The organism is Pseudoalteromonas nanhaiensis (assembly GCF_051235485.1).
GTDB classification, from domain to species: Bacteria; Pseudomonadota; Gammaproteobacteria; order Enterobacterales; family Alteromonadaceae; genus Pseudoalteromonas; species Pseudoalteromonas lipolytica_C.
In genome coordinates this window covers 16,067-40,051 of record NZ_JBPNYQ010000023.1, presented here as the reverse complement: position 1 = coordinate 40,051, position 23,985 = coordinate 16,067, and the positions used below count along the sequence as shown (strand labels likewise).

Annotated in this window: 15 protein-coding genes; 5 read left to right on the top strand and 10 right to left on the bottom strand. The window is 40.1% G+C overall.

Annotated features, from left to right (window positions below; genetic code table 11):
- Positions 1-1,137, bottom strand: a complete 1,137-nt coding sequence (locus ACSFVZ_RS16695; RefSeq protein ID WP_435559257.1) for a helix-turn-helix domain-containing protein — start codon at positions 1,135-1,137, stop codon at positions 1-3.
- Positions 1,138-1,364: 227 nt separating this feature from the next.
- Between ACSFVZ_RS16695 and ACSFVZ_RS16690 the strand changes: the two genes are divergently transcribed.
- Positions 1,365-2,174, top strand: coding sequence for a DUF2306 domain-containing protein (locus ACSFVZ_RS16690; protein WP_235382644.1), 810 nt, complete (start codon positions 1,365-1,367; stop codon positions 2,172-2,174).
- Positions 2,175-2,242: 68 nt separating this feature from the next.
- On the opposite strand, the gene ACSFVZ_RS16685 is transcribed toward ACSFVZ_RS16690, so the two are convergent.
- From ACSFVZ_RS16685 to ACSFVZ_RS16670, 4 genes are all read right to left on the bottom strand, one after another.
- Entirely contained in the window at positions 2,243-3,244 is a 1,002-nt protein-coding gene (locus ACSFVZ_RS16685) for a family 43 glycosylhydrolase (protein ID WP_235382645.1), read from the bottom strand.
- Positions 3,245-3,477: 233 nt separating this feature from the next.
- Positions 3,478-4,974 carry a hypothetical protein gene (locus tag ACSFVZ_RS16680; protein ID WP_235382646.1) on the bottom strand — a complete coding sequence of 499 codons (1,497 nt, stop codon included), beginning with the start codon at positions 4,972-4,974 and terminating at the stop codon, positions 3,478-3,480.
- 268 nt (positions 4,975-5,242) lie between these two features.
- The gene (locus tag ACSFVZ_RS16675; RefSeq protein ID WP_199526781.1) at positions 5,243-7,018 is read right to left on the bottom strand and encodes a sodium:solute symporter family protein; all 1,776 of its coding nucleotides are present in this window, start codon (positions 7,016-7,018) and stop codon (positions 5,243-5,245) included.
- An 18-nt stretch (positions 7,019-7,036) separates the two neighbouring features.
- Complete coding sequence (locus ACSFVZ_RS16670; protein WP_135925770.1) at positions 7,037-8,179, bottom strand: Gfo/Idh/MocA family protein; 1,143 nt, start codon at positions 8,177-8,179, stop codon at positions 7,037-7,039.
- Positions 8,180-8,611: 432 nt separating this feature from the next.
- Here ACSFVZ_RS16670 and ACSFVZ_RS16665 point away from each other — a divergent pair, with 432 nt between their 5' ends.
- Positions 8,612-9,397, top strand: a complete 786-nt coding sequence (locus ACSFVZ_RS16665) for an IclR family transcriptional regulator (RefSeq protein WP_135925771.1) — start codon at positions 8,612-8,614, stop codon at positions 9,395-9,397.
- Positions 9,398-9,699: 302 nt separating this feature from the next.
- Positions 9,700-12,498: a TonB-dependent receptor gene (locus ACSFVZ_RS16660; protein WP_435559256.1), complete on the top strand. Its 2,799-nt coding sequence runs from the start codon at positions 9,700-9,702 to the stop codon at positions 12,496-12,498.
- A gap of 155 nt (positions 12,499-12,653) precedes the next feature.
- Here ACSFVZ_RS16660 and ACSFVZ_RS16655 read toward each other — a convergent pair whose 3' ends face one another.
- The 3 genes from ACSFVZ_RS16655 to ACSFVZ_RS16645 form a co-directional block, all read right to left on the bottom strand.
- Positions 12,654-15,722 carry an Ig-like domain-containing protein gene (locus tag ACSFVZ_RS16655; protein WP_435559255.1) on the bottom strand — a complete coding sequence of 1,023 codons (3,069 nt, stop codon included), beginning with the start codon at positions 15,720-15,722 and terminating at the stop codon, positions 12,654-12,656.
- Positions 15,723-16,284: 562 nt separating this feature from the next.
- Complete coding sequence (locus ACSFVZ_RS16650) at positions 16,285-17,439, bottom strand: iron-containing alcohol dehydrogenase (protein WP_135925774.1); 1,155 nt, start codon at positions 17,437-17,439, stop codon at positions 16,285-16,287.
- A gap of 43 nt (positions 17,440-17,482) precedes the next feature.
- Positions 17,483-18,316 (bottom strand): type 1 glutamine amidotransferase domain-containing protein, encoded by an 834-nt coding sequence (locus tag ACSFVZ_RS16645; protein WP_435559254.1) that lies wholly within the window; start codon positions 18,314-18,316, stop codon positions 17,483-17,485.
- Positions 18,317-18,422: 106 nt separating this feature from the next.
- Here ACSFVZ_RS16645 and ACSFVZ_RS16640 point away from each other — a divergent pair, with 106 nt between their 5' ends.
- A complete protein-coding gene (locus ACSFVZ_RS16640) occupies positions 18,423-19,322 on the top strand; it encodes a LysR family transcriptional regulator (protein ID WP_135925776.1) in 900 nt (299 codons plus the stop codon).
- Here the strand turns inward: ACSFVZ_RS16640 and ACSFVZ_RS16635 are convergent.
- Positions 19,303-19,839, bottom strand: a complete 537-nt coding sequence (locus ACSFVZ_RS16635; protein ID WP_135925777.1) for a cysteine hydrolase family protein — start codon at positions 19,837-19,839, stop codon at positions 19,303-19,305. The genes ACSFVZ_RS16640 and ACSFVZ_RS16635 overlap by 20 nt on opposite strands.
- A gap of 119 nt (positions 19,840-19,958) precedes the next feature.
- Between ACSFVZ_RS16635 and ACSFVZ_RS16630 the strand changes: the two genes are divergently transcribed.
- On the top strand, positions 19,959-20,906 hold the full coding sequence (locus ACSFVZ_RS16630; protein ID WP_435559253.1) for a GlxA family transcriptional regulator: 948 nt from the start codon (positions 19,959-19,961) through the stop codon (positions 20,904-20,906).
- Between the two features lie 182 nt (positions 20,907-21,088).
- On the opposite strand, the gene ACSFVZ_RS16625 is transcribed toward ACSFVZ_RS16630, so the two are convergent.
- Positions 21,089-23,593 (bottom strand): S8 family serine peptidase, encoded by a 2,505-nt coding sequence (locus tag ACSFVZ_RS16625; protein ID WP_435559252.1) that lies wholly within the window; start codon positions 23,591-23,593, stop codon positions 21,089-21,091.
- Positions 23,594-23,985 lie beyond the last annotated feature (392 nt).

Genomic DNA, 23,985 nt, shown 5'->3' with positions numbered 1-23,985 from the left:
CTAATCAGTAAGCTCCACGATTTGTTGTTCAACTAATGAGTTGTTCTGCTTACGAAACTCATTAGGGTTTACCCCAACAATGCTTTTAAAAACACGGTTAAAGGTAGCAAGCGAAGAAAAACCACTTTCCAATGCAATACTAAGAATACTCCAATGACTTGCTTCATCTTTTAGTAATAGCGTTTGTGCGTATTGAACTCGGTACTGATTTATAAATAAATTAAAATTAGTGGCTTTAAAATGATGGCGAATAGCGCGGCTAATCTTGTACTCAGGTACTGCTAATACTTGTGCAAAATCAGAGATTTTTAAATTACTTTGTAAGTAAAGCTGCTTGTTGATCAGTGCTTCTATACCCGTGATAATCTCAGGCTCTACCTCTTTATTTTCAGACAACTCAGTTTGTTTGTGGGCTGTGCTTGCATCTTCAGAGTTCACTACTTCAGTATCAACTGATTCAGGCACGCTACTATGAGCACGTTTTTGCAAAAACATCACTAACTGCATCGCAAGTACAATCAATAACGCAGATGAGGTAATTATAAGCGGCTCAAAGCGTTGAAATTCGCTTTCACTAAATAAAAACTTAGGCAAAATGCTGGCATTAAATACCGCTAAAAAGTAGCAACTAGCAAAAATTTTTGCCTGCAACTTTTGTGTGTCGGTTTTATCTTTGTAACCTCGTAATGCTTCCCAAAAAGACAGCACCAGAATACTTGAAGATAGCAGCACTGTTATTTCGGCCATACCTTGCTTTAATCGCCACATAAATTGGCTATCAGGGAAAACCTGCACATCAATACTTACTAAATAATGCCAAGTTTGGTTGAACATAATTAACCCCGCAATCGCGCCTGCCACTGCAATATGTACGGTAGAAATAGGTTTGTGCTCACGAAATAAAGTACGTGAAATCAGCCAAGACATATTACAGGTAGCACAGGTAAATAAGCCAATTAAATAGCTGTAAACACCTATACTTGGTGCACTGATTTTTTGCACACCAACCATGCAAAGCGAGCCACAAAATACAGCAAACAGATAATGAATGAGCTGCTTATCCTTTTTCATGCCATTTAGCAGCATTAGCCCCATACAGACAAAAACGAGCACGTAATAAGGGGAAGTATTTTGCATAACTCGGCATACCTTAAATTGGGTGTTTGATGAATTATTTACCAATCAGACAAGTTTACTGTCTCAAAATCAACATAGCAAAAAGAGTTTGTTAGTGAATGTGTCAATCCCTGTTTTAGTAGTCATAAATAAATACAGTTTTTCATTGCTCAAATTTCGAATTTGAGAAGAAATCTTGCTCTAGCCCTTTATATTTGCGGTATTAGAAAAATGTAATGGAATTGGTTATGTCTAACAGAAATAGCAAAGTCACGCCTTTGAAGGCGCTCGAATACAGTAAAAAACTTTGGTTTACTAGCCTGCTAATGGCACAAATTTGCTTTGTGGTTTACCTCATTCTTGGTTATGGAATGACAGGATTAACAACAGGCCTATCAGGTTGGAACCGACTAAATAACACCGCCTATGTTGCCAATGATGCTACCGGGAATTTAATGTATGCAGTGCATGTATTATTTGCAGTCGTGATGATCCTTGGTGGAAGCTTACAGCTCATTGAAAAATTGCGAGCAAAATACAGAACATTTCATCGTTATAATGGCCGTGTCTTTGTTGTTTTAGCTTGCTGTATTTCATTTGCGGGCATGTACTTAATGATAGTAAGGGGCACCGTTGGTAATACCTTGATGCATGCACTGACGATGTTTGGCGGCTTTGTGGTTATTGTATCAAGTATATTCGCGGTTAAAACTGCGCGGGCTCGTGACTTCAACGCGCATAAAACTTGGGCGATACGCTTATACCTTGCAGCTAATGGTGTGTTGTTTTTTAGATTAATGATATTTGCATGGTTTTTAGTATTTGGCACCTTAGGCGTTGATACCGCGACCTTCACAGGGCCAGCAGTGATTGCCGTAAGCCTTTGCTCTTATTTAGTTCCTCTTTTAATCGCTGAGCTTGTCCGCTATGCAGAGCAAACTCCCCATACATCTATCACTCTCGCTACTGCATCTTTGATGGCGTTAATATCTGTCGTATTTTTAATCGGCTTATTTGGGGTGACGCTGGCAAACTGGTACCCTGCCATCACCGCTTAACCAAGCTTTAAAGCTAAAAAAGCCACCTATATAGGTGGCTTAATACTTTTAATCTGCATTACAGTAAATTAATACAATTCAAATAACGGGCGGCCGTTTTCGTCGAACTTAACTTCCAGAACACGAGCGTGGCGGTTTGGATCGTAAAGCGGATCTTTTACAATCTCTTCAAGTGGACGCGTATCTGTTTTTGGCACCACACTTGGCTCACCTACTGCGTGCTCATAGTCACGGGCATGGTAAACACACAGTGGTGTTTCTCCATCTTCAGCAACAGTAAAACAGTTATGACCAGGGCCGAAAATTTTCTTTTCAACACTTGTTTCAAGCACTGGCATACGTGTTTTAGTCCAAGAATTACGATCAAGCAAGTCACTGTTTTCGTCAGCTTCCATATAGCCCATGCAGTAACATGCACCAGTTGCGCTTGCAGAAAAAGCAATGAAGATTTTCCCGTTATTTTTAAGCACTGCTGGGCCTTCGTTTACCCAAAAGTCGACACGTTCCCAATCATAATCAGGGGTTGTTAGCATAAACTGTGCGGTTTTTAGCTTAATTGGCGATTCCATTTCAGCTAAATAAAGATTTGATGCCGCAAATTGGCCACCAGTTTTCTCTGCCCAGCAAAAGTAACGCTTACCGTTATTTTCAAAAATGGTGGCATCTAAAGAAAAATCAGTGAACGACTTTTCATCGCCGTCAGCTGCTTGCATCATGCCAAGCTCAACCCATTCGTCATTTAATGGATCTTGACCCTTACACTCAAGTACATACGGGCGTAGTGCCCAGATATCTTGTTCTTCGCTGGCTGCAAAATAGATATACCACTTACCATCGAGGTAATGAATTTCAGGTGCCCAAATATGTCGGCTCATTGGGCCGCTGTCGTGTTTAAACCAAATATCAAAGGTCTCAGCGTCTTTTAAGCCCTCTAAAGTCGCAGACTTACGAAGTTCAATGCGATCATAGGTGGGTACAGAACCGGTAAAATAATAAAAGCCGTCGCTGTGCTTATGCACAAACGGGTCGGCACGTTGCTCTACTAGCGGGCTATTAGTGTGTAATGTCATATTGAAACCTGATCATTGATTTTTATTTGTATTATTTTATTACTTTTGTAAGAACCACAAATATAGCATTATTTTTAGCAAACGGTAAAAGGAAATGTAAGGTGCAGCAGATTTTTAGAGGTAAACTCAATATAGACAAGAAAAAGCAAGCTTAAAAACGCACAATTTAGACGACTCTAAGCTTGCTCTAGAATAAAAAGGGGGACATCACTCCACCCTTGATTTAGGTATCGCTATTGCGATTTGGCTTTATATTCTTCAGGTTTTTTCGATAACACAACATCAACGGGCATAACATCACCCGAAACTTTCTTAACGGTTAAAGTATGTGGCCCCGCTGCCAAGTCATGCTTTTCAAAAACAATGCTTTGTACTTGTCGATAATTGTTACCGTCAAAAATTGAATACGTCCCTTGTGATTGACCATCCAAGATCACTTCTACGTCACCTTGGTTTGCAGCTTTTGAAGTAGCAAAGACAATACTCGAGCCAGTAAACTGGTAACTAAAATAAGCTCCATTTACTTCGGTTATGTGCATATCTTGCTTATACTCTCCAGTATTCGTTTGGCTTACAGATTGCCAGTTCCCATTCTCACTGTATTGGATACGTGGATCATCATCGTTGACTAATTCAAGGCCTGAGTAAGTTGTATCTTGCGTTGTACCCACTGTATTACCGACTGTTTGGATCTGCACCAAGCGGTCGACTAACCAAGTGCCATTTGGATTAATCGCAACATCTAAAGTGGTAACGCCCCCGACTTGCGAAATAGCTTTCACCCGCTCGGCGACTTCTTCATTGCTGTATTTTAGGCTTCGTTTTACTTGACCCCAACCACCAAAAAGTGGGTCTTCCAGTGATGTATATGTAAAGCCATGCCACTGCACTTTAGTGCCAAGTGCTGTTGTCACTTCGCCTGATTCAGGAATGGGCGGAAGCTCATTATGCTCACCTTGGGTGTAGTTACTTTGTGGGTCATTTGGAATGAAGCTATAGTCAAATCCATCACTAATAGTGATAACAGCATTAGGATTACCACTTCGCACTGACTCAGCTAACTTATCAGCAACTGGGTAAGCATTGTTTGCAGCTAATTCTTGCTCTGACTCATCAGCTTGGTACCAACCATCAAACCACCAACCAGCAATATTATCGCCCCATTTTTTTGCTCGCTCACTAATAAACCCTTTTAAAAACCAATCTGGATAAGGCGCTTTCACTTTTGTGCCCGTCCATCTATCTCCTAAATGAGAAGGTAGATATGCAATTAGCTTGATGCCTTTTGCTTTAAGTGCAAGCGCCAAATCCAAAACAAGGTCTCGTGATGGGGTGTAATCAGCTTGATTCGAGTTAAGTTGAGTTTTACAACCTGGAGCAACCTCAACCTTTGGACAAGCAGGTGAATGTAAATCGTATATCTCACTGGTTGTAGACAAATAACCGCGATTCTGGGTCAAGGTAAAAATCACATACCTGTAACCTAGTTTTTCTGCCTTTTGTGCATAAGCGTCAACATCAAATCCATTTACATAGTTATTCCATTCATCATAATCGGTAATTTGATACCAAGCGTTATCTAGCGTCCCACCTGCCAGATAATGATGGCTAATGCCCCACTTGGCATCTTGCATCCACCTAACCTCTTTAGGTAACTCTGATGAGCAAGCGCTCAATGAAGCAAAAGCTAGAGCAATGCTTGGAACGACTTTGAGGAGTTTATTATTCATTATTTCTAAACCACTGATGATTAAAGGCTATAATATGAGTCTACACAACCGCTTTTAATTAACAAATAAATTACAAAGTTACACATCACTATTCTCTCTATGTTTTATCTGTAAGACATTAAAAATAATTACGTTTCAGATATAAAATGGCTATAAATAAACAGTATGCTGAAGTGTTTAAAATCTATTTTTTAAACAAAAAAAAGCCATGCAAATGCTCTTTACAAGAGCACTGCATGGCTTGCGACACAACTAAAAAACTCTTTTGTTATACTTCTTGCCTTAATGAAGCTATTACTTTTGGCATCTTAATTTTTACCACCCAACCAGATGCAATTATGAATATTAAGTAATAACCAAAGGTAGACCAATCTTCAAACAGGGCGTTACCTATGCCAAGCAGTAGGGAATAAATAAAGATAATACTCGCGACACAGGCAATAGCATTATCTTTAATTCCAGCTGCTATTGGCTCTATACCTGTGATGTCTCTAACTTTTTTCCATCCTCTACCGTGAATCTTAAGGCGGCTATAAAATTCAATTGTTTTCGGGCTGGGTGTTTTGCTCGTTGTAAGCAATGTCACAATTAAGCTAATAACCAAAGTTGCGCATGTGGTTATCAGCATACGAACAGCAAACCATTTAGCATCGCCTTCATCAGGTAAAATATACATCATTGCATTACCTACAATTACTGCAGATAAAAGTGCACTTATTTCTGACCAAACGTTAATGCGCCACCAATACCAACGAGCTATTAATACAACTGAAATCGGAATAATGATAACGGTAATATACTCATAGGCTCCCAAAATACTCTCCAGCTGAGTCGTGACTATTAGAGCAAACAGAGTTAGTGCTAGCATGCTGATGCGTGCAACTTTAATATAATGCGCTTTTTCACGTCCTTTCACTAAATAAGGCTCGTAAACATCGTTGACCAAGTATGACGACCCCCAGTTTAGCTGCGTATCTAAAGTACTCATGAAGGCAGCAAGTAACGACGCCACCATAATGCCTTTTAAACCTACAGGTAAAAACTCATCAATCATCATAGGATAAGATTGTTCGGCATCGGCGATCGCTGGGAAATACACTAATGACGCCACACCCACAATGATCCACGGCCAACTTCTCAATACTAAGTGACAAAACGCAAACCAGTACAAGCTCAGCATGGCATCTTTTTCGCTTCGCGCAGCTAATGTTCGCTGAAGGAAAAAGCCAAACCCTGGGGCATAGTTTAACCAGCCTATGCAAACCAAAATTAAGAAAGTGGCTGTTTTTAGATCCCACTCAAAATCAGGGATCATTTTTAACGTATCACTATTAAAGCCAGGTGACGCTTCAACTGCAGCTACGATACCTCCATGATCTTGCAAATCAACATAAACGATAACAGCTAAAACCATCGAACCAATGATAGCGAGCGCAAATTGAATTAGGTCGGTGTACACAACACCATATAAACCCGACATAGCGGTATAAACAACAGCAGCAACCGCTAATACTATAAGAATTAATGTCGTCGCAGTAATGTCGCCAAATAAAGGAATTGCAAATAAGGGCTCTGGTGAGAGCCCTAAAATTACCACTATAATTTTTGACATTGCTAACGTAACCGAAGCAATAATGATGCAGTTTACAAATACACCATCAAATATCGCTTTGAATATACGCAAAAAATCTGTGGCTAAGCTCTTATCATAACGCTGTGAGATTAATTCAATCTCTGTCAGTGCTTTAGAGCGACGCCATAAATTAGCAAAGAAAAATACAGAGATAATTACCCCGATTACGCTAACCCACCAGATCCAGTTTGCATAGATGCCCTGCTCACGCACGGCCCCTGCCACAAACAAGGGGGTGTCTGACGAAAACGTCGTTGCCACCATGGATGTGCCAGCGATGTACCAAGGTAATGATCGACCTGCAACAAAAAAATCAGCCGTACTTTCACTGGCCTTTTTTGTAAAGAGCATCCCTATAACAACGGCTGCTACTACATAAAACGCAACTATTAACCAATCAATTAAGACCATGTGAATCTCCCAATGCTTTTAATTTTTATTTAGGTAGCTATCAAATTTTTTCCATGTTTCAGTCATGTCTATAATTGTGCCGGTTTGGCGAGCTTCATCTAGCTTGATAGCCGTTAAGCCAGCCTGTAAAGCATCAACAATTGAAACTGGTAACGGTGTTCCATTTTCAAAGTAAGCAATCCAATCGGCAGCCATTTCCTCTTCAGCACCGTAGTGCATAGAAACTGAATCATCATGTATGTATGACTTATCGATAAGAGCGCCTGAGGTAATACAGTCATGTACTTTAAAGTAATTTCGTACAAAATCCCCTTCAGCCATACCAATCGTGCCAAACACACTGAAGTGACGATAATCATTCGGTACGTTCAAATTTGTATGAAAACTTAAATTTATGCCGTTTTCATACTCAATCAGCGCTGTTTGGTGATCCACCAACTCCGAGTCGTTATCAAACACTTCATCAATACCATTCCAACGTGACTTACGTTGATGATAAACAGGGTGTTTACCAAGGTGTTTGTTTTCTGGCGTAAATGTTTTACGACCACCAAAACTAACAAGTTTTTTTGGACGGCTCTTCACAAGACCTTGGTAAAGATCAAGATCATGACAACATTTCTCAAGTAAGAAGCCCCCAGACAAACCATGGTGTCTACGCCAATCACGCATAAAAAATGCACCATGTTCTGGTGGAATATGCTCAGATGCTTCAATACTTGTAATGTCACCCAATAGCTTTGAAGAAACTGCTGCAATTAAATCTTTGTATAAAGGAGCATAGCGTAAAACCATGCCTACCAGAATTTTATCGAACGCATTATGCTTAGCGATAAGTTCAAGTACGTCATAGGTTTGCTGCTCTGACATGACAATTGGCTTTTCTGCAAAAATCAGTAAACCTGCTTCAATTCCTAATCTAAGGTGCTCTAAATGCATATGATTGGGTGATCCAATCATCAACATATCTAGCTGCTCATTAGCTAACATATCCGCAAGATCATCATAAGATCGCATTGAAATACCATGGGACTCCATGTACTCAACTTTTACAGATTCCGGATCAGCAAAAGCGACCAAATTAAAGTTTGGGATTAGCTCATGCATAACTTTGGCGACATAACTCAAACGGTCACCTAAACCACAAATACCTACTTTCACAATTTTATTCCTAGCAACTGATGCACTGTTACTTACGTTAGTAACGGACGACTTACTAGGTCAATCACTTGTGACTTTGACATGAATGAGATTTTTTTAATGAAACTAAACGCAAGCAGGGTTTCAAATACAAAACATTCACATTTAAAACATGAAATTTACAAAGCAGACTGTTAACTATTGCCTAGCTATGTTTTGGTTCAATGGAGACTAAACGTTGTTTAAAAAACGTTTGATGAATAATTTATAGGCAGCTTAACGCTATAATTTTTATATAAAAATAAGAATTGGTTTATTGACCAAAACGAAATAGATGAGATATACACATACTTTTACCGCTTTTTTCAGCGATATAAAAGTGCATAAGTTAACAAAAAGTCTACACTTATGTATGACCACCAACCTCTTTTTATAAGTGATTAGACGTACCCAATGACTGAGAAAGATACCAAGTATAAAGCACCTGCTCTTGAGAAAGGCATGGCCATTATAGAATTACTGGCAAAAACTCCTGAAGGCCTTAACCTTACGCAAATTTCTGATTCATTAGGGAAATCTAAAGCTGAAATATTTCGTATGGTCGCAGTACTAAATGATTTACATTATCTTGAGTTTTTTCAGCAAGAACGTGTTTACAGACTGTCCCTAAAACTATATCGACTAACCCACCGGTACGCCCCAGTCCACCATTTAAACAACGTTGCATTTCCGATCATTCAAACGCTGTGTAGCGAAATTCAACAATCTTGTCATTTAGTCGTGTACTCCGATGGCGGCGGTTTAATACTTTCGCACCAAGATTATGACACCAACAGTAACTGCTTAACCTTACCAGTCGGAGGGCGAGGCCCGCTCACTGATAATTGTGCTGGTCATGTGTTACTTGCTTTTGCATCTTATGATAATCGCGAGCGCATGCTTAAAGCATATCAAGAGAATCACCCCGAGGTTTCACTTGATTTGATGGCACTGCGAAATATTTGGTTAAGGGTAAAAGAGCAAGGCCACGAAGCTATGCCGAGCCCTGTTTTGACAGGCGTATACGATATCGGTGTGCCTATATTTGATTACTACCATAATGCAGTGGCCGTATTATTAACATCGATACTTATGTATCGTGATGAATCTCGTAATGCTAATTTTGATGAGGTAATTAGAAAACTTAAAGACACGTCATTGTTAATCTCAAAGAAAATGGGCTTTAACGACGAGAATTGACGGATGCACAACTAATTATGCACTTACCTCACCTCCCCACTTTTAAATACTTATTTGTCTTTTGGTACGTGCTGTTTTTCTGGTGAAAAAGCGTTTTTCAGGAATATTCAGAAAACGTCTTGTTAACAGGTTTGCAACCAACTTGTTTCATTTATAAAGCATTAATCTTGGCAAAATTTTAACTAAGAAATCTAAACAACGTAATCACTAAAGCGCGTTGACGGAATTTTAGTCTTTATATATCACTGAATGGACATTTGAACATTCACGATAACAATACGCTTAGAGCGATGGGGGTCAATATGATGAAATTCACCAGAAGCCAAATAGCCTTATCTGTAGCGCTCTCTCTAATGGGAAGCACAGTAGCGGCGGAGGAGAATACACAAGCACAGGATGCTAAAAATGATGATATCGAAGTAATTGCAGTCAGCGGCGTAAGATTGAGCTTGAAAGAAGCCATCGCGACAAAACGCGGTTCGGACAAAATTCTTGATTCAATTGCTGCTGAGGATATGGGTAAATTTCCCGATGAAAACGTCGCGCAGTCGCTGCAACGTGTTCCGGGTATTTCGATAGACCGTCCTCGTGGTAGCCCAAATGGTGGCACGAATGGTAGTACAGATGGTCGCCTTGGTGGTCAATATGTACAAATCCGTGGCTTACCAGTTGACTTTACACAGGTAACACTAAACGGTCGTTCGTTATCGTCTGGCCGTAGTATTGGCCGTCAATTCTCTCTTGATGTACTTCCTTCTGAGTTAATTGGACAACTGGACGTGTATAAAACCGTTTCAGCAGACCAACTTGAAGGCGGTATTGGTGGTAACGCAGATATTAAAACGCGTAAACCGCTTGATGCTGATGAAGTAGGCTTTTCGGGTGCTTGGTCAGCCGAAGGTGTTTACAGTGAACTTGCAGATTCAACAGATCCTCGCTTGTCAGGTATCGTGAACTGGAAATCTGACGATGAAAAGTTTGGTGTACTTGTAGGTGTTACCTATTCAGAACGTCAAACGCGTGAAGATGAATACTTCTCTTGGGGTAATGTAAACTTTGGCCCAGGTACAGGAGACGGTGTTGAAATTCGTCCTGATCTTGCCACAGTTCCAGGTGGTACTAACGATGGTAGTATCGATTACCCTAACTCTCTATACCCAATTGAGCCACTAACTCAATACTATGGTGATGAGAGAACTCGTACAGGTTTAAATGCAGTTATTGAATTTCAGCCAAGCGATGAGTTGAACATTACATTCGATGGTTTATATGCAACATTCGATGTTGATGAGACAGCACTGCAACTGCCTGCTCGTTTCCAATTCCGTGGCCCACAAGATCCAAGTCAATGGGTAGCTGCCGATATTAATGATCCTAACGGTCGTGGTGTAGGTGGTATTTTCCCATTCTTAGTTACTGAAGCTGTTGTTGAAAACGATAATCTTGTTTATGCCGTTGCACCACAAACACAATTCCGAAGTGTATCAGAATTAACTAAACTTGAATCAGATACTCTAGCACTTGGTACACACGTGAACTGGGCACCAAATGAAGATTGGGTACTTGATTTTGATATCGGCTATTCAAAAGGCGAGCAAACACGTGATCTGAAGAGCGTACTACTACAAGCCTTTGCAGACGTAGTATATGACGCACGTAATCCAGATAATGGTATTCCTGATCTATATGTTACAGGCACTGATCTGAATGATCCTGACAACTACCGTGTTGCATTTGGTACTTCAAATGCCCGTGATGTAAAAGATACGTCTTTATCATTCGCTTTTGATGCCAAATACTTCTTAGACAATGACTATTTCACAAGTCTTGAAGCTGGTGTACGTTACACACAACGTGCAAAAGAGATCAAAGCATATGTAGGTAATAGCTTTACAGGTGCTAATGGTGTTCCTGCGGTACTACCAACATCTGCAATCAACTTACTTGATTTCCCTGTTGACGATTTCTTAGGTGAAGCGCCAGATGCAAATGTAATACGTAGCTTTGTTATTGGTGACCCAACTGATTTCCACAACAAGTATGGTGTTGAAAGACAGTTTGATAGCATCAGCTCATTCAAAGTTGAAGAAGACATTGCCGCGGCTTACATCAAAGCAAACATGGCCTTTGACGTTGCAGACATTCCAGTAAAAGGTAATGTTGGTGTACGTGCAGTCAAAACTGATGTAGAAGCAACGGGTGCACTACCTGTAGAAATCATCATCCGCAGTGCCGGTGACTACGATGTTGTTGGTGAAACAAGCTCAACGAGCAGTAATTACACAAATGTCTTACCTAGTTTAAGCTTAAATGCTGAATTAACTGACGAAGTGTACTTACGCTTTGGTGCAAGTAAAACTGTAACACGCCCAACGCTTTCACAGCTTTCACCGCGTTTTACATTTAGTACTACAACTCTAACAGGTTCTGCTGGTAACCCGGCCCTTGAACCGTTTGAATCTGATTCATTCGATTTATCACTTGAGTGGTACTTCAACGACACAGGTCTTCTAAGTGGTGCATTATTCCAAAAAGAGATCGATGGTTTCGTATTTAATTCAAGTGCGCCAGAAACAATCGCTGGAATTGATTGGGCATCTGTAGACCGTCCACGAAATGCGGCTTCTGCAACTATCTCTGGTGCTGAGTTAAGTTTCCAAACAACGTTTGATTTCTTACCTGCTCCATTTGATGGTCTAGGCATGTTAGCAAACTACACTTATACAGACAGTGACACTAACTTTGGTGATGGCTTTGAAGGTCAAACATTCAGCTACACAGGTCTATCGAAGAATGTATATAACTTAGTTGGTTACTATGAAAAAGGTCCAGCATCAGTTCGTTTATCTTACAACTATCGTGAGAAATACTTACTTGAGCCATCATTTGGTTTCTTCGCAGGCCCTCGTCATGTAAACGACTACCAACAGCTTGATTTAAGCTCGTCATATAAAATCAATGACAATTACTCATTGACATTCAATGTGACAAACTTAACCAATGAGCGCTTCGATCGTTACTTTAATAACGATGAGTCAATCATTGCGACAACCAACTTTACAGGTCGCCAATACTACGTAGGTATTCGCGGTACCTTCTAACTCATTATGTTGTTGTAGGTGATATACCTAAGCCAAAGCCTCCTAACGGAGGCTTTTTTTGTGAACTATTTATCTTTCGTGATGCCAATATTTAACAGCAGACATAAAAATGCTGCACCACGTTAATTGATACAGCATAAATAAACTATTTTTACTTATAGCTTAAGTTTACGTCTAAACGCGACCATGGCTAACAGCAAAGATATTAAGTAGTACACGCTACCACCAGAACCTGAATCAGAACTTGAGTTGTCAGCTTTGCCAACTACGTTAATCATGACAGTTTTAGCCTCTGAAGAAGCAAATCTGTCTTTTGCTCGGTAACTAAAGTTAACAGCATAAGTCGACTCACCCGCAGGCTCGTAGACAAACAAGCCAGTGTCCTTATCAAAACTAAGCTCGCCAGAACTTGGGCTTGTTACTAGCTCAAATTCTAACTCATCACTATCTTCATCATTGCCAATAAAACGACCATTAACTACCGTTGAGTAATAAGTTTCATAACTTAAATCTGTAGCTGTTGGTGTGGTATTTGTTAATTCAACAACAACATTGGCAAGTGCCGTCTCTTCAAGGGAATCTTGCGCGGTAAAAGTAATTGAAACAGGCTGTAAAGATTCACCACTCGGCGTGTATTTAATTTCACCCATGTTTTGATCAAGTAACTCAATATGACCATGTTGAGGCTCATTTTTTACAGTGAAAATAAGTTGCTCATCATCTGCATCAGAGGCTGGCAAATTAAGTATCAAGGGTGTATTCCAGTGTGTTTTAATCGTAGAGTTTTCAACGACCGGCGCCTGATTTGTTAAAGTAGCTGTGAACTTTGCGAGCTCAGAACGTGAACGACCTTTTACTGTATAAAACGCTAATTCATCAACACCTACAGTGCCGTTAGGCGTATATGTGAACTGCCCTGTTTTGCGGTCAATAAACGTTAATTGGCCAAGGCTAGGGCTATTTTCAAACACTACAAAATCAATATCACTCAAATTAAGATTAACGTCGATTGCTGCAAGCACATGAGATGTTACCTCGCTATCTTGCGGTGTAGCTAAAGGTGCTGCGGCTTCATTCGAGAACACCTCTATAGATTTTCCTGAAAGCAGTGAATAGTCCACACCATTGTATGTTGCACTCACAATAGAACTGCGTTGATTTGCACGCGCTACTTCATAAAGTAGTTCATCATTAATTAAGTCGTACTCTCCAAACTTATCTTCACAACTAAATAAGATGAAGCCTGCGCGTGTAGATACTATATTGTTTAATGAATTGTCACATAGTTGCGCAACTTCTGACATTTCTCCTGATTCTTTAAACGAGAATAAAAGGCCATACTGATTGGCTACATAAAGCGCTTTTTTACCATCAACAACAACACCCTCTAGCGACTTAAAACTGTCGTTTAAAGAGTAATTAGTGACACTATTATCAGTGTAATTATATTTAACTAATTGGTTACCTGTTAAAGCAAATAATTCTTTACTGCTTTGCTGTGTATCTATGCCTGCGACTATGCCAGAAACCCCACCCCAAAAGTTCTGTAAGCGAGGTGATTGCTTAAGTAGCTCACCCGTTTGCCCATTAAAAACTCGTATATAAGAGCCTTCACTGCCGGTGTGTGATGCGCCGTTACCTACAATCAGCTCTAACAGACCATCGTTATTGATGTCATTGGCTTCAATCGTTGAAATTTGGTCGCCACTTTGAAAAGGTACTGTATACAGTAAGTTTCCATTTTCTGGTGAAAATACTTGTATATTTCCAGTGTAAGTTTCTGAGCCAGCAACAATTAAATAGTTTTTGCCATCATTGAATAAATCAGCAGTAATCACATACTGGTAGTCATTCCAACCATCGGTCAAAGCAATGCTAGGTAACACCTGCTCTTTTGTTTCTATATCAATAACTTGAAGCTTATTTGTGCCATTCTCAGAAAAAATAACATCAATTCCACCTTTACCGTCAATATCAGCAAGTCCTAGCAAAAATTGTGAATAGACAGTGATCGTTTGCGACCATTGCATAGACTTATCTTCAACGGTATGAATATAAAACCCGTCATCACCTGAAGATGTGTAACCCGCTCCCCATGCAATATCTGTTTTGCCGTCAAGATTAAAATCATCCACCAAAATACTTGAAACACTGTGTTCAGGGTTATTGATTTGCCAAAACTCCTCGCCAGAACTTAAAGACAAAGCATGAATTTGCCCCCACTGACCATCGCCATATACTAGCTCTTGGGCACCGTCATTATTGATATCTGCAACTATAATTTTTGAAATATCTAAATCACTATTGGCTGTCCACACAATACTGTCAGTATTTGGACTGATTAACTCAATTGAATACCAGCCTTGGCCATTAATGACTTCATCTAAGCCATCTTGGTTAGTATCAACACTTTGTAAATGGATACCTGTTAGTTGGCTGTTCAGTGTTTTTATATAATCTATTGTATTTTCAGAGATACGATACAACTTGCCATCTTCAAGCATTAATTCGTGAACATTTTGCTCGGTAAACGAACCAACAACAAATTTGTTACCGTAATACTCAAGCTCTGAAATAACAGAAAGGTCTGACTGGTCTAGTATTAAAATCTGGCTATTGGCAATAGCAATAAGCTCGTCCTGACCATCGTTATTAATATCTCTTGCCGTAACTGATTGGCTAGAAACTACATTCTTAGTACTTTCGACTTTCATTGTTAGTAAGTTAATTTTTACTATCTGACTGCTCGTCATAAGTATTAAATAATATGTATCATCAGCAATGCTTTTTACCAATGTACTATCAGTGATGTAATCCTGAGAATCGAAACCTTCAACGACTGAATATTGATTATCTTTATACTCAATAATATTAAAATCGTTTTGTTGCACCGAAATAATTTGCTTATTACCGTTACCGAACAAGTCAACAGCATAAAGACCATTGAGACCTGTTGAATTACTTAATGAAAAACGGCGAAACACCGAGGTAAGCTCTATGTTTTCTAATTCTGATGTAGTTGATGTCGCTAAGGTTTTACTCAACGAAGTAGTCGGCGCTATATTTTGTTGTGCGCGACTTGTAAAATAAGATTCGTCATAATTAATTGGTTGCGAATTTGAATAAGTCGCATCGCCAAATTGATTATATTCAGGTGTGCTTTTAGTCGCACTGATAGCTTGCGTGCTAAGTAAAAGCATCGCTAGACATGTTAGTTTGGTCATTTCCCTATCCTTAAGGTAGTGCTTTAGCTCTCGATTAAACAATAGCTGGAGGTGAGTTCACTTTAGATGTTGGTATTAAGTTATATTTTTAATTTAAAAACCGCGCATTTTCCCTTATCAGAAACACATGGTCAAGGTAATTGTATCCTTCATGTTAAAATTGCTAAAAAATACAACACAATTCTTGCTTCACTTAGCGAACGTATTCCCTCATCAACCAATACAAAACCCCGTTATTTTCGCTCCTCGTCTCGTACTTTTACATTGAAATTAATTGCTTTGAAATTAATAACCTCACGGTCAACCCTTTGTTATGTTCCCCGCATCATCAAACACATAAATAGCATTATTAAAAACTGCCACAGCAAGCTGCTTTAGGTAGTACTGAAGTTAAAGGCACTGCTTCTGTGAATATGCAGTTTTTAGGAGCAAAGACTCAATGCGCTCTGGCATCTAGACTATTTTGCCATTGCCCACTTTGCTTATTGCTTGGGCTTTAGACATTAAAAAAGGCGTAACAGTTAATCACTATTACGCCCTTTCATATTAAGTTTTAACTAACTCAAAGTGCTAATGCTAAGATTGATTTCACCTTTTCTAAATCAATATCACCATGCTCACCTAATTTCGTTAGCTCGTTTTTCTCTAAATTAGCAACAACGGCCTCAATAGCTTGCTCGTCAAGGTCATAATCAGCTAGACGTGTTTTCACCGTCATGGCCTCAAAGAAGTCCTGTACAGCTTTAATCGTTTTATCGATTTGCTCAGCTTCGTCGCTATAATTTAGTCCGAACACTCTTTCACCAAGCTGCTGAATCTTAATTGATTTCTGCTCTTTTTGAACATGCATTAAGGCAGGTAGAACAATCGCCAAGGTTTGCGCATGATCAAGATTATAAAGTGCCGTTAATTCATGGCCAATCATATGTGTAGACCAATCTTGCGGTACACCTTGACCAATTAAACCATTCAGTGCCATCGTAGCCGACCACATCACATTAGCTCTAACATCGTAATTTTGTGGCTCGCTCAGCGCCTTTGGCCCTTCGCTAATCAAGGTTTGCAAAATACCTTCTGCAAAACGGTCTTGTAATGGTGCATTAACAGGGTACGTTAAGTATTGCTCAATAACGTGAACAAACGCATCAACCACACCATTACTTACCTGACGTGCAGGCAACGAAAACGTGTATTCAGGATCAAGTACAGCAAAAACAGGTTGTACTGTTGGTGACGAAAAAGCGCGCTTTTGTGACGTCTCTTTTTTAGTTACCACTGAGTTACCATTACTCTCAGAGCCTGTTGCTGGTAAGGTTAATACCGCACCGATTGGTAAAGGATTGCTAAACTCTGCCCCTTTAACAAGGATATCCCACGGCTCCCCAGCATAGTTATAGGCTGCAGCAACAAACTTAGCGCCATCAATAACACTGCCACCACCAACAGCTAAAATAAAGTTAACATGGTGCTCTTTTGCCGTTGTAACCGCTTGCATCAGTGTTTCGTAAGTTGGGTTTGGCTCAACGCCACCAAACTCTATAACGTCAACATCGGCTAGTGCACTCATAGCTTGGTCGTATACGCCGTTTTTCTTTATTGAGCCACCACCGTAGAGTAACAACACCTTTGCATCGGTTGGTAAGCGTGATGAAATTTCGCTAATTTGACCTTTACCAAATAAAATTTCTGTTTGATTTTTATAAATAAAGTTTAGCATCGATTTGCCTCCTAAATTTTTGATAGGTAATACTTTTACAAATTTACTTTGCTAACATTTTTAATAGTTTTTCAGCTAACAACGTATCTGAAAATGGGTTTTGCCCCGTAATGAGTTCGCGGTCAACAACCACGTTAGGCTGCCACTCGCTGGCAAATGCCATATTTCCACCAGCGTTATCCATTGCCATAGCCGGATAGAACTTAAGCTTTTTACCTTCTAAACTGCTTTCAAACACTCGCTCTTCTGGATCAGAAAATATTGTCATTTTATAGCCATCATAAATCCAATTACTTGCTGACGCCGTCTGCCCAGTTTGGATTGCACTGTAATACGCCTTCGGCTCAGTTTGTGCCGATAATAAGGTAATTGGGCCGTGGCAAATTGCCGCCGTAGGTTTACCGTGTTGATTAAAGTGGCGCAAAATTTCACCGACTTCAGGGTTGTTTGCTAAATCAATCAACGGAGCATGACCACCAGGGATAAACACTGCATCATATTGGCTCAAACCGCCTGCCAAAATCTCTCTCAAACTAGCGGTATCATTAATATTGGGTAACGATGCAATAAATTTTTGGATCTCTCTCATTTTTTGCTCATCACCAGCAAAGTAATCTACGCTGATTGATTTTTTATCAACCTGCGGAGCATTCCCCTTTGGCGTTGCTAACACAAGCTCATAGCCCGCATCTGCGAGAGCTTTTGCAGGTACACCAAACTCGTTAAGGTAATAACCTGTCTCAATGCTGTGCCCACCAGCAAGTTCCATGGTTGTCTCGCTTGATAAAATGACTAATACCTCGCCTTCACTTGCCACAGCAAATAATGACATAGTCGAAGCTGCTACGAATGTTAAACACTGCAAAACCTTGTTCATGATTTATCCTCTTATTTGAATGCATCTAGAATAGGCTGTTTGCGCGCTTGTGTGAATTCGGATAAATTAAGGGAAGCAATCAGAAAATTTATGGCTCGCCTATTTTATGTCTTACCTCACACAGCTAAAAACCTTTGTGGAAGTTTATCGCTGCAAAAATATAACAAAAGCAGCAGCTAACCTCGGTTTGTCGCAACCTTCGGTTTCGGCCCATATTCAAGCCATGGAATCAGTCGTTGGTAAAGCATTGTTTGAACGCAAAGCTCGCGGAGTTACTCCGACCGCCGCTGCGCACGATTTAGCACTGCAAGTGTCTGGTCACATTGATATTTTAGAGCAAAAAATTATGTCAATCCGCGCCCGCTCAAGTGCCGTATATGGCACTGTAAATATCGCAGGGCCTGCCGAATATATTAGTAGTGTGTCAGGGCCACAAATCGCCAACCTATTGCAATCTGGCAATGTAAACCTTGTTCTGCATATTGGTAATAAGGTGAGTATTTTTGATGCCTTGCAATCTGGTGCAGCAGATATCGCTATTGCCGCCTCCGAACCCGATCCTTCACTTTTTGATAGCTTAGTGCTTGATAGAGAAAAGCTTATTTTAGTAATGAACCGCCTTCACGGACGAGAAATTAAAGATAGCACTATCACCGCAGACCTTCTCTCAAGCTACAATGTTGTCGCTTATGATGAAGAGCTGCCTCTAATTAGGCAATACTTTGAGTCTGTGTTCAACGCAAAATGCCACTCAAATGTGATAGCTATTTGCCCTGACATTCGTGCAATTAGCAATATTATTCGCTCAGGTATTGGCTACTCTGTGTTGCCTGATTACCTATGCCGCGATCAGATAAAAGCTGGAGAACTTGTACAACTGGGCCCTGTAGGCCCAGAAAACATAATTTACTTAGTATGGAACAAAGGCGCGTTAAAGCATCCTCGCATTGCATTTGCCAAAGATGTTATTTCAGCCTTTGCGAATATTAATTACTTTGCAAACTAAGCAAAGCTTGATTTGACTCTAATAGCTTTACTCGCGGGGCAAGGGCATTTAAAGCGATTAAGTGAAGCATTTCAGTAACGGTTGTACACGCATCCGTTAAGACTTCCACGTCGTATTCTTTTGCTTGCTCAGATATTGCCGTATGAGTCACACAGTTTTGAGTCATCATACCTGCGATCAAAAGTTTTTTAATACCATGCTGCTTTAAAATATCATCGAGATTTGTTTGATAAAAACTATCTGCATAGTGTTTTACAACCACAGGGGCTTCTGGTGCTGCTTTTAAAATATCAGGATGAATATTGACCCCTATCGTATCTTGGTTAAAAAAAGGAGCCAAGCCTTGTCGTGATTCAGCAATATGTTGAATATGGATAGGTAAAATGCCACATTCTGTTGCTTGTTTTATTACCTCAACAAGCTGATCTTTTACTTGTTTAGCCTGCCATAGAGGAAATGCGCCACCTGCAAAATAATCATTCTGTAAATCGATAATCAATAAAGCTGTATTTGTCATTGTGAGAACCTTTTGGAGTTGTGTTGTGGCACAGTTTGCTTAATTTTTAACGCAGCAAACAGTGACCCAAATACCATTTATCGATAATATTGGGCCAAAGTATCTGATAAGGCTTTACCTTGAACGTTGCTGTATTAGCATTTCCAAATATCAGCCCATTTCATCTTGCAGCACCATGTATGGTGTTTGGTGAGGGTGCTCGCTCGGCAGGCATCAAAGAATTTAACTTAGCAGTGTGCAGCGAAAGTAAAGCTGTAATGCCTTCAAGCTCGGGGTTTGATATTCAAGCGCGTCACTCAATTTCAAAGTTTGATCAGGCAGATATTATAATTATTCCGTCTTGGCCATTCCCTGAAACAATTCCCTCTAAAGAATTAACAACCAGCTTGCTAACAGCGCATCAGCGTGGCGCTATTATTGTAGGACTTTGCTTAGGAGCTTATGCGTTAGCGCACATTGGGCTTTTAGATAATATTGAAGCAACCACTCATTGGGCCTATAGCAATGACTTCAAAGCACGTTTTCCTAAAGTGAAGCTTAACAATCAAGTGCTTTACCTTAAACATAACCAGCTTTATACATCGGCAGGAACCGCAGCAGCCATTGATTGCTGTTTACACTTAGTACGTCAGTACTTAGGTAGTAAGCAGAGCAATGCCATAGCAAGGGTAATGGTAACAGCTCCCTATCGAACAGGCGGGCAATCGCAGTTCGTCGCTTTACCAGTACCAAACAATGTTGCAGACGAGCGCTTAGCGTCATTACTTGAACAAATACAAAAAAATCTGTGTGCCACACACACAATAGATGAACTTGCAAAACAAATGCATATGAGCCGACGTACCTTCACCCGCCATTTTCAGTCTCTTACAGGGCAAAGCCTAGGACAATGGCTTTTGAATCAGCGTTTAAACTATGCACAGCAATTACTAGAAGCAACCGATTTATCATTAGAGCACTTGTCAGAAAAATGTGGTTTTGGCTCTGCTGTTACTTTAAGGCATCACTTTCGCAAGCAATTTGGCTTATCACCTAGAGATTGGCGTAATGCATTTCGCCAAGCTTGATAGAAGATAACTTATTTAATTATTAATGATTTTGACTACCCTAAAAGGGTATTTAAAAGCGCTCAAATCTATTCAAGCGATTGCCTACATATGGTAAATAAACTTAGCTCTATAAACATATAAAACCGCGCAAAAATGCGCGGTTTTATAACTATGTACACCAACACAACCGCTAACAGACACTAATCAAATGTAACGGTTACTTCATTTGAGCATACATCTGCCGATTGACAAACCTGATAAGAGTACGAGCTTTCTGTTGCTCTACGTTCAAAATCTAGGTATTTGCCCGTATTTTCTGTAGTACTGATCAGCTCGCCATTACGATAAATGTTAACGCTATCGGCACTACTTCCTTCCCAACCAAGCTGCACACGCATGTAGCCAAGGCGTGTTTTATTGGCGCGCACTAATTCAAGTTCAATTACATCAGAGCTCACTGACAGTTGTTGGGTTACAGTATCGGTATATCCTTCACTATCGGTCACTGTTAAGGCCACAGAGTAAGTTCCTGATTCTGCATAAGTATAAGTTGGGCTAGCATCAGAGCTTGTTGCGCCATCACCAAAGTCCCACATCCAACTGACAATATCACCATTTACATCAGAACTCGCATCTGAAAACTGAACATTTAAGCCATCTGCAGTAAATGTAAATCCAGCTTGTGGTGGTTGAGGAGAGACTTCTCCAATCCCAGTTAAGTTTAATGACCAAGCATTGAGAGTACCTGTATCAGAGCTGGCATTATCAGACACAAAGAGAGTCCAGTCACCTGTGGCAACTTCACCATTGAAAGCCGCCGAATTATAGGTTTCATTGATGTCATCAGCACTACCACCCGACCTATTATGTAAGGTTACCATCGTACCTGATGGAGATGTTAAGGTAACAATTAAATCGCCAATCCAAGTATGTGTTATATCTACAAAGGTATTTGTATCAAAAACGGTGATGTCATCATTAATGGTAATAGTAGATGTAATACCCTGTGAGTTAGTATCAGGAATAGCCATCGGGGTGTCATTTTGATAGCTAAACTCGGTTAAACCTTGCGGCAATACATATAATCCGACAACTTCTTGTTGCTCCAAATCACCCGATACAGCGTTTATAGCTACACTGTAATCTCCCCATGTGGTTTGTTCAGTTGTAGGAACGGTTAAAGTAACAGACTCGCCGGGCTGAGCTGTATTTGATGATAACACAGCACCGCTAATAGGGCTGTCTACCGATAATTCAACCACACCTTGCCATTGTGCAATGGAGCCAATACTCAACTCGTAGCTTGCATTCTCACCTGCTACAATTTCTTGATTCCGTGGTGCAACAGACAATCTAAAACTAGGCTCAGGGTCTGCATCGAGTAGTGCCTGATGAACATTTAAACGGGTGCCAGCAACTGTCAACCCAGCTAAATTTGCATTAGCATCACCGCTACTCATTAGTAACTGTTTTAATTCTAGCGCTGTTAAATTAGGATTAATTGATAGCACGAGTGCTGCAGCCCCAGCAACATGTGGTGTAGCCATTGAAGTACCAGAATAAGAAGCATAACCGCCCCCAGGTACTGTTGATAAAATTGCACTACCTGGCGCTCCCATATCAACGCTTGTTAAGCCCCACTGCGAGTCCCAGGCCATTTCATCTGTATGCGTTGTATTTGCCACTGCCAAAATTGAATCATGTTCATAACTAGATGGGTAATGAGGGTTTACATCATTGTCGACGCCATCGTTACCTGCCGCTGCGACAAATAAAATATCTGCATTTTCACTGGCTGTAATAGAATCAGCTAATGCTTGGCTGTAGCCGCCTCCTCCCCAACTATTATTCGTTACCCTAATATTATGACCGGCATTTTTAAGGGCTACAAAATAGTCAACACACTCAATTGCATCTGACGTAGAACCCGTTCCCGCTGAGCTCAAAAACTTACAACCTGCGATAGATACTTCATGATTTACACCCACAACTCCTTGCGTATTATTACCAGATGCACCTAACGTACCTGATACATGCGATCCGTGCCCCTGATCATCCATAGGATCACCATTTCCTGTAATCGCATTTATGCCATAAACATCATCAATGTAGCCATTACCATCATTATCGATACCATCCCCAGCTATCTCGCCAGGGTTTACCCACATATTTGCTTGTAAGTCAGGATGATTATAATCTACACCAGTATCAATAACCCCAACGATTATCTCACTTGAACCTGTGGTTATGTCCCATGCTTCAACTGCATCGATATCAGCATCAGCAACTCCCCCTGTTTGCCCAGTGTTATTCATCCCCCAAAGTTCAGCAAAACGAGTATCATCAGGAATACCTAATACCCGTAACTGATAATCAGGCTCTGCATATTCTACTGCTGGATGCTTAGATAAGGCTTCTAATGCAACTTTTTGGTTTACTTCTGAAAGCTTAAAGTTTGCTAACCGACCACCCAAAATGTGTTTGTAACGGTCATCGATACCATCTGAATTTAAGTCTCTTATTTTTGCTTTAACTAAAGAGCGTGCTTGTGCTCGAACTGCTGCAGACGTTCCTTTTTTGAATACTACCAATATGCTATTTTCATCCACACTTTTTGCCGGTTTATTAGGCTGAGCGCTTGCATGTGCACCAACCGTAAGGAGTGGAATAATAGCCAGTGTTAAAGCTGATAATTTTGTTTTCATAGTGCTATTCCATAAACAGACGCTGTGAAAACACAGCGTAGAGTATTTCTTCTCTGAAACACCGATACACAATCTTGTGGCAACAAAACCTTTTTAGTGACTGTTTAAAAAATACGCAAATCTAAACGAAGAGAACTTAAAATTTTCATTCTTTTTTGTGATCTAAAATGAAATTAAATCTAGAGTTTCAAGCTTTTTTGTTAGCTTTAACTTGCCGAAACTCATGTCATCTTTCTCATTCTTTTTTTGTACGAGATCCAATTTTCATAAAGGTCCCAAGCAAAAGTAAGCCTAAGCAATTGACTTAAATAGATTAAAAAAATCACAAAAACATTCCATTTATCACTTCGTAAAGTAAACATAAAGTTAATACTCTCGGTTGCGAAATTATC

What these genes read in the sequence shown, in the direction of transcription:
- ACSFVZ_RS16695 (WP_435559257.1), bottom strand. Translation starts at nt 1,137, where the DNA reads ATGCAAAATACTTCCCCTTATTACGTGCTCGTTTTTGTCTGTATGGGG.
- ACSFVZ_RS16690 (WP_235382644.1), top strand. Translation starts at nt 1,365, where the DNA reads ATGTCTAACAGAAATAGCAAAGTCACGCCTTTGAAGGCGCTCGAATAC.
- ACSFVZ_RS16685 (WP_235382645.1), bottom strand. Translation starts at nt 3,244, where the DNA reads ATGACATTACACACTAATAGCCCGCTAGTAGAGCAACGTGCCGACCCG.
- ACSFVZ_RS16680 (WP_235382646.1), bottom strand. Translation starts at nt 4,974, where the DNA reads ATGAATAATAAACTCCTCAAAGTCGTTCCAAGCATTGCTCTAGCTTTT.
- ACSFVZ_RS16675 (WP_199526781.1), bottom strand. Translation starts at nt 7,018, where the DNA reads ATGGTCTTAATTGATTGGTTAATAGTTGCGTTTTATGTAGTAGCAGCC.
- ACSFVZ_RS16665 (WP_135925771.1), top strand. Translation starts at nt 8,612, where the DNA reads ATGACTGAGAAAGATACCAAGTATAAAGCACCTGCTCTTGAGAAAGGC.
- ACSFVZ_RS16660 (WP_435559256.1), top strand. Translation starts at nt 9,700, where the DNA reads ATGATGAAATTCACCAGAAGCCAAATAGCCTTATCTGTAGCGCTCTCT.
- ACSFVZ_RS16655 (WP_435559255.1), bottom strand. Translation starts at nt 15,722, where the DNA reads ATGACCAAACTAACATGTCTAGCGATGCTTTTACTTAGCACGCAAGCT.
- ACSFVZ_RS16650 (WP_135925774.1), bottom strand. Translation starts at nt 17,439, where the DNA reads ATGCTAAACTTTATTTATAAAAATCAAACAGAAATTTTATTTGGTAAA.
- ACSFVZ_RS16645 (WP_435559254.1), bottom strand. Translation starts at nt 18,316, where the DNA reads ATGAACAAGGTTTTGCAGTGTTTAACATTCGTAGCAGCTTCGACTATG.
- ACSFVZ_RS16640 (WP_135925776.1), top strand. Translation starts at nt 18,423, where the DNA reads ATGTCTTACCTCACACAGCTAAAAACCTTTGTGGAAGTTTATCGCTGC.
- ACSFVZ_RS16635 (WP_135925777.1), bottom strand. Translation starts at nt 19,839, where the DNA reads ATGACAAATACAGCTTTATTGATTATCGATTTACAGAATGATTATTTT.
- ACSFVZ_RS16625 (WP_435559252.1), bottom strand. Translation starts at nt 23,593, where the DNA reads ATGAAAACAAAATTATCAGCTTTAACACTGGCTATTATTCCACTCCTT.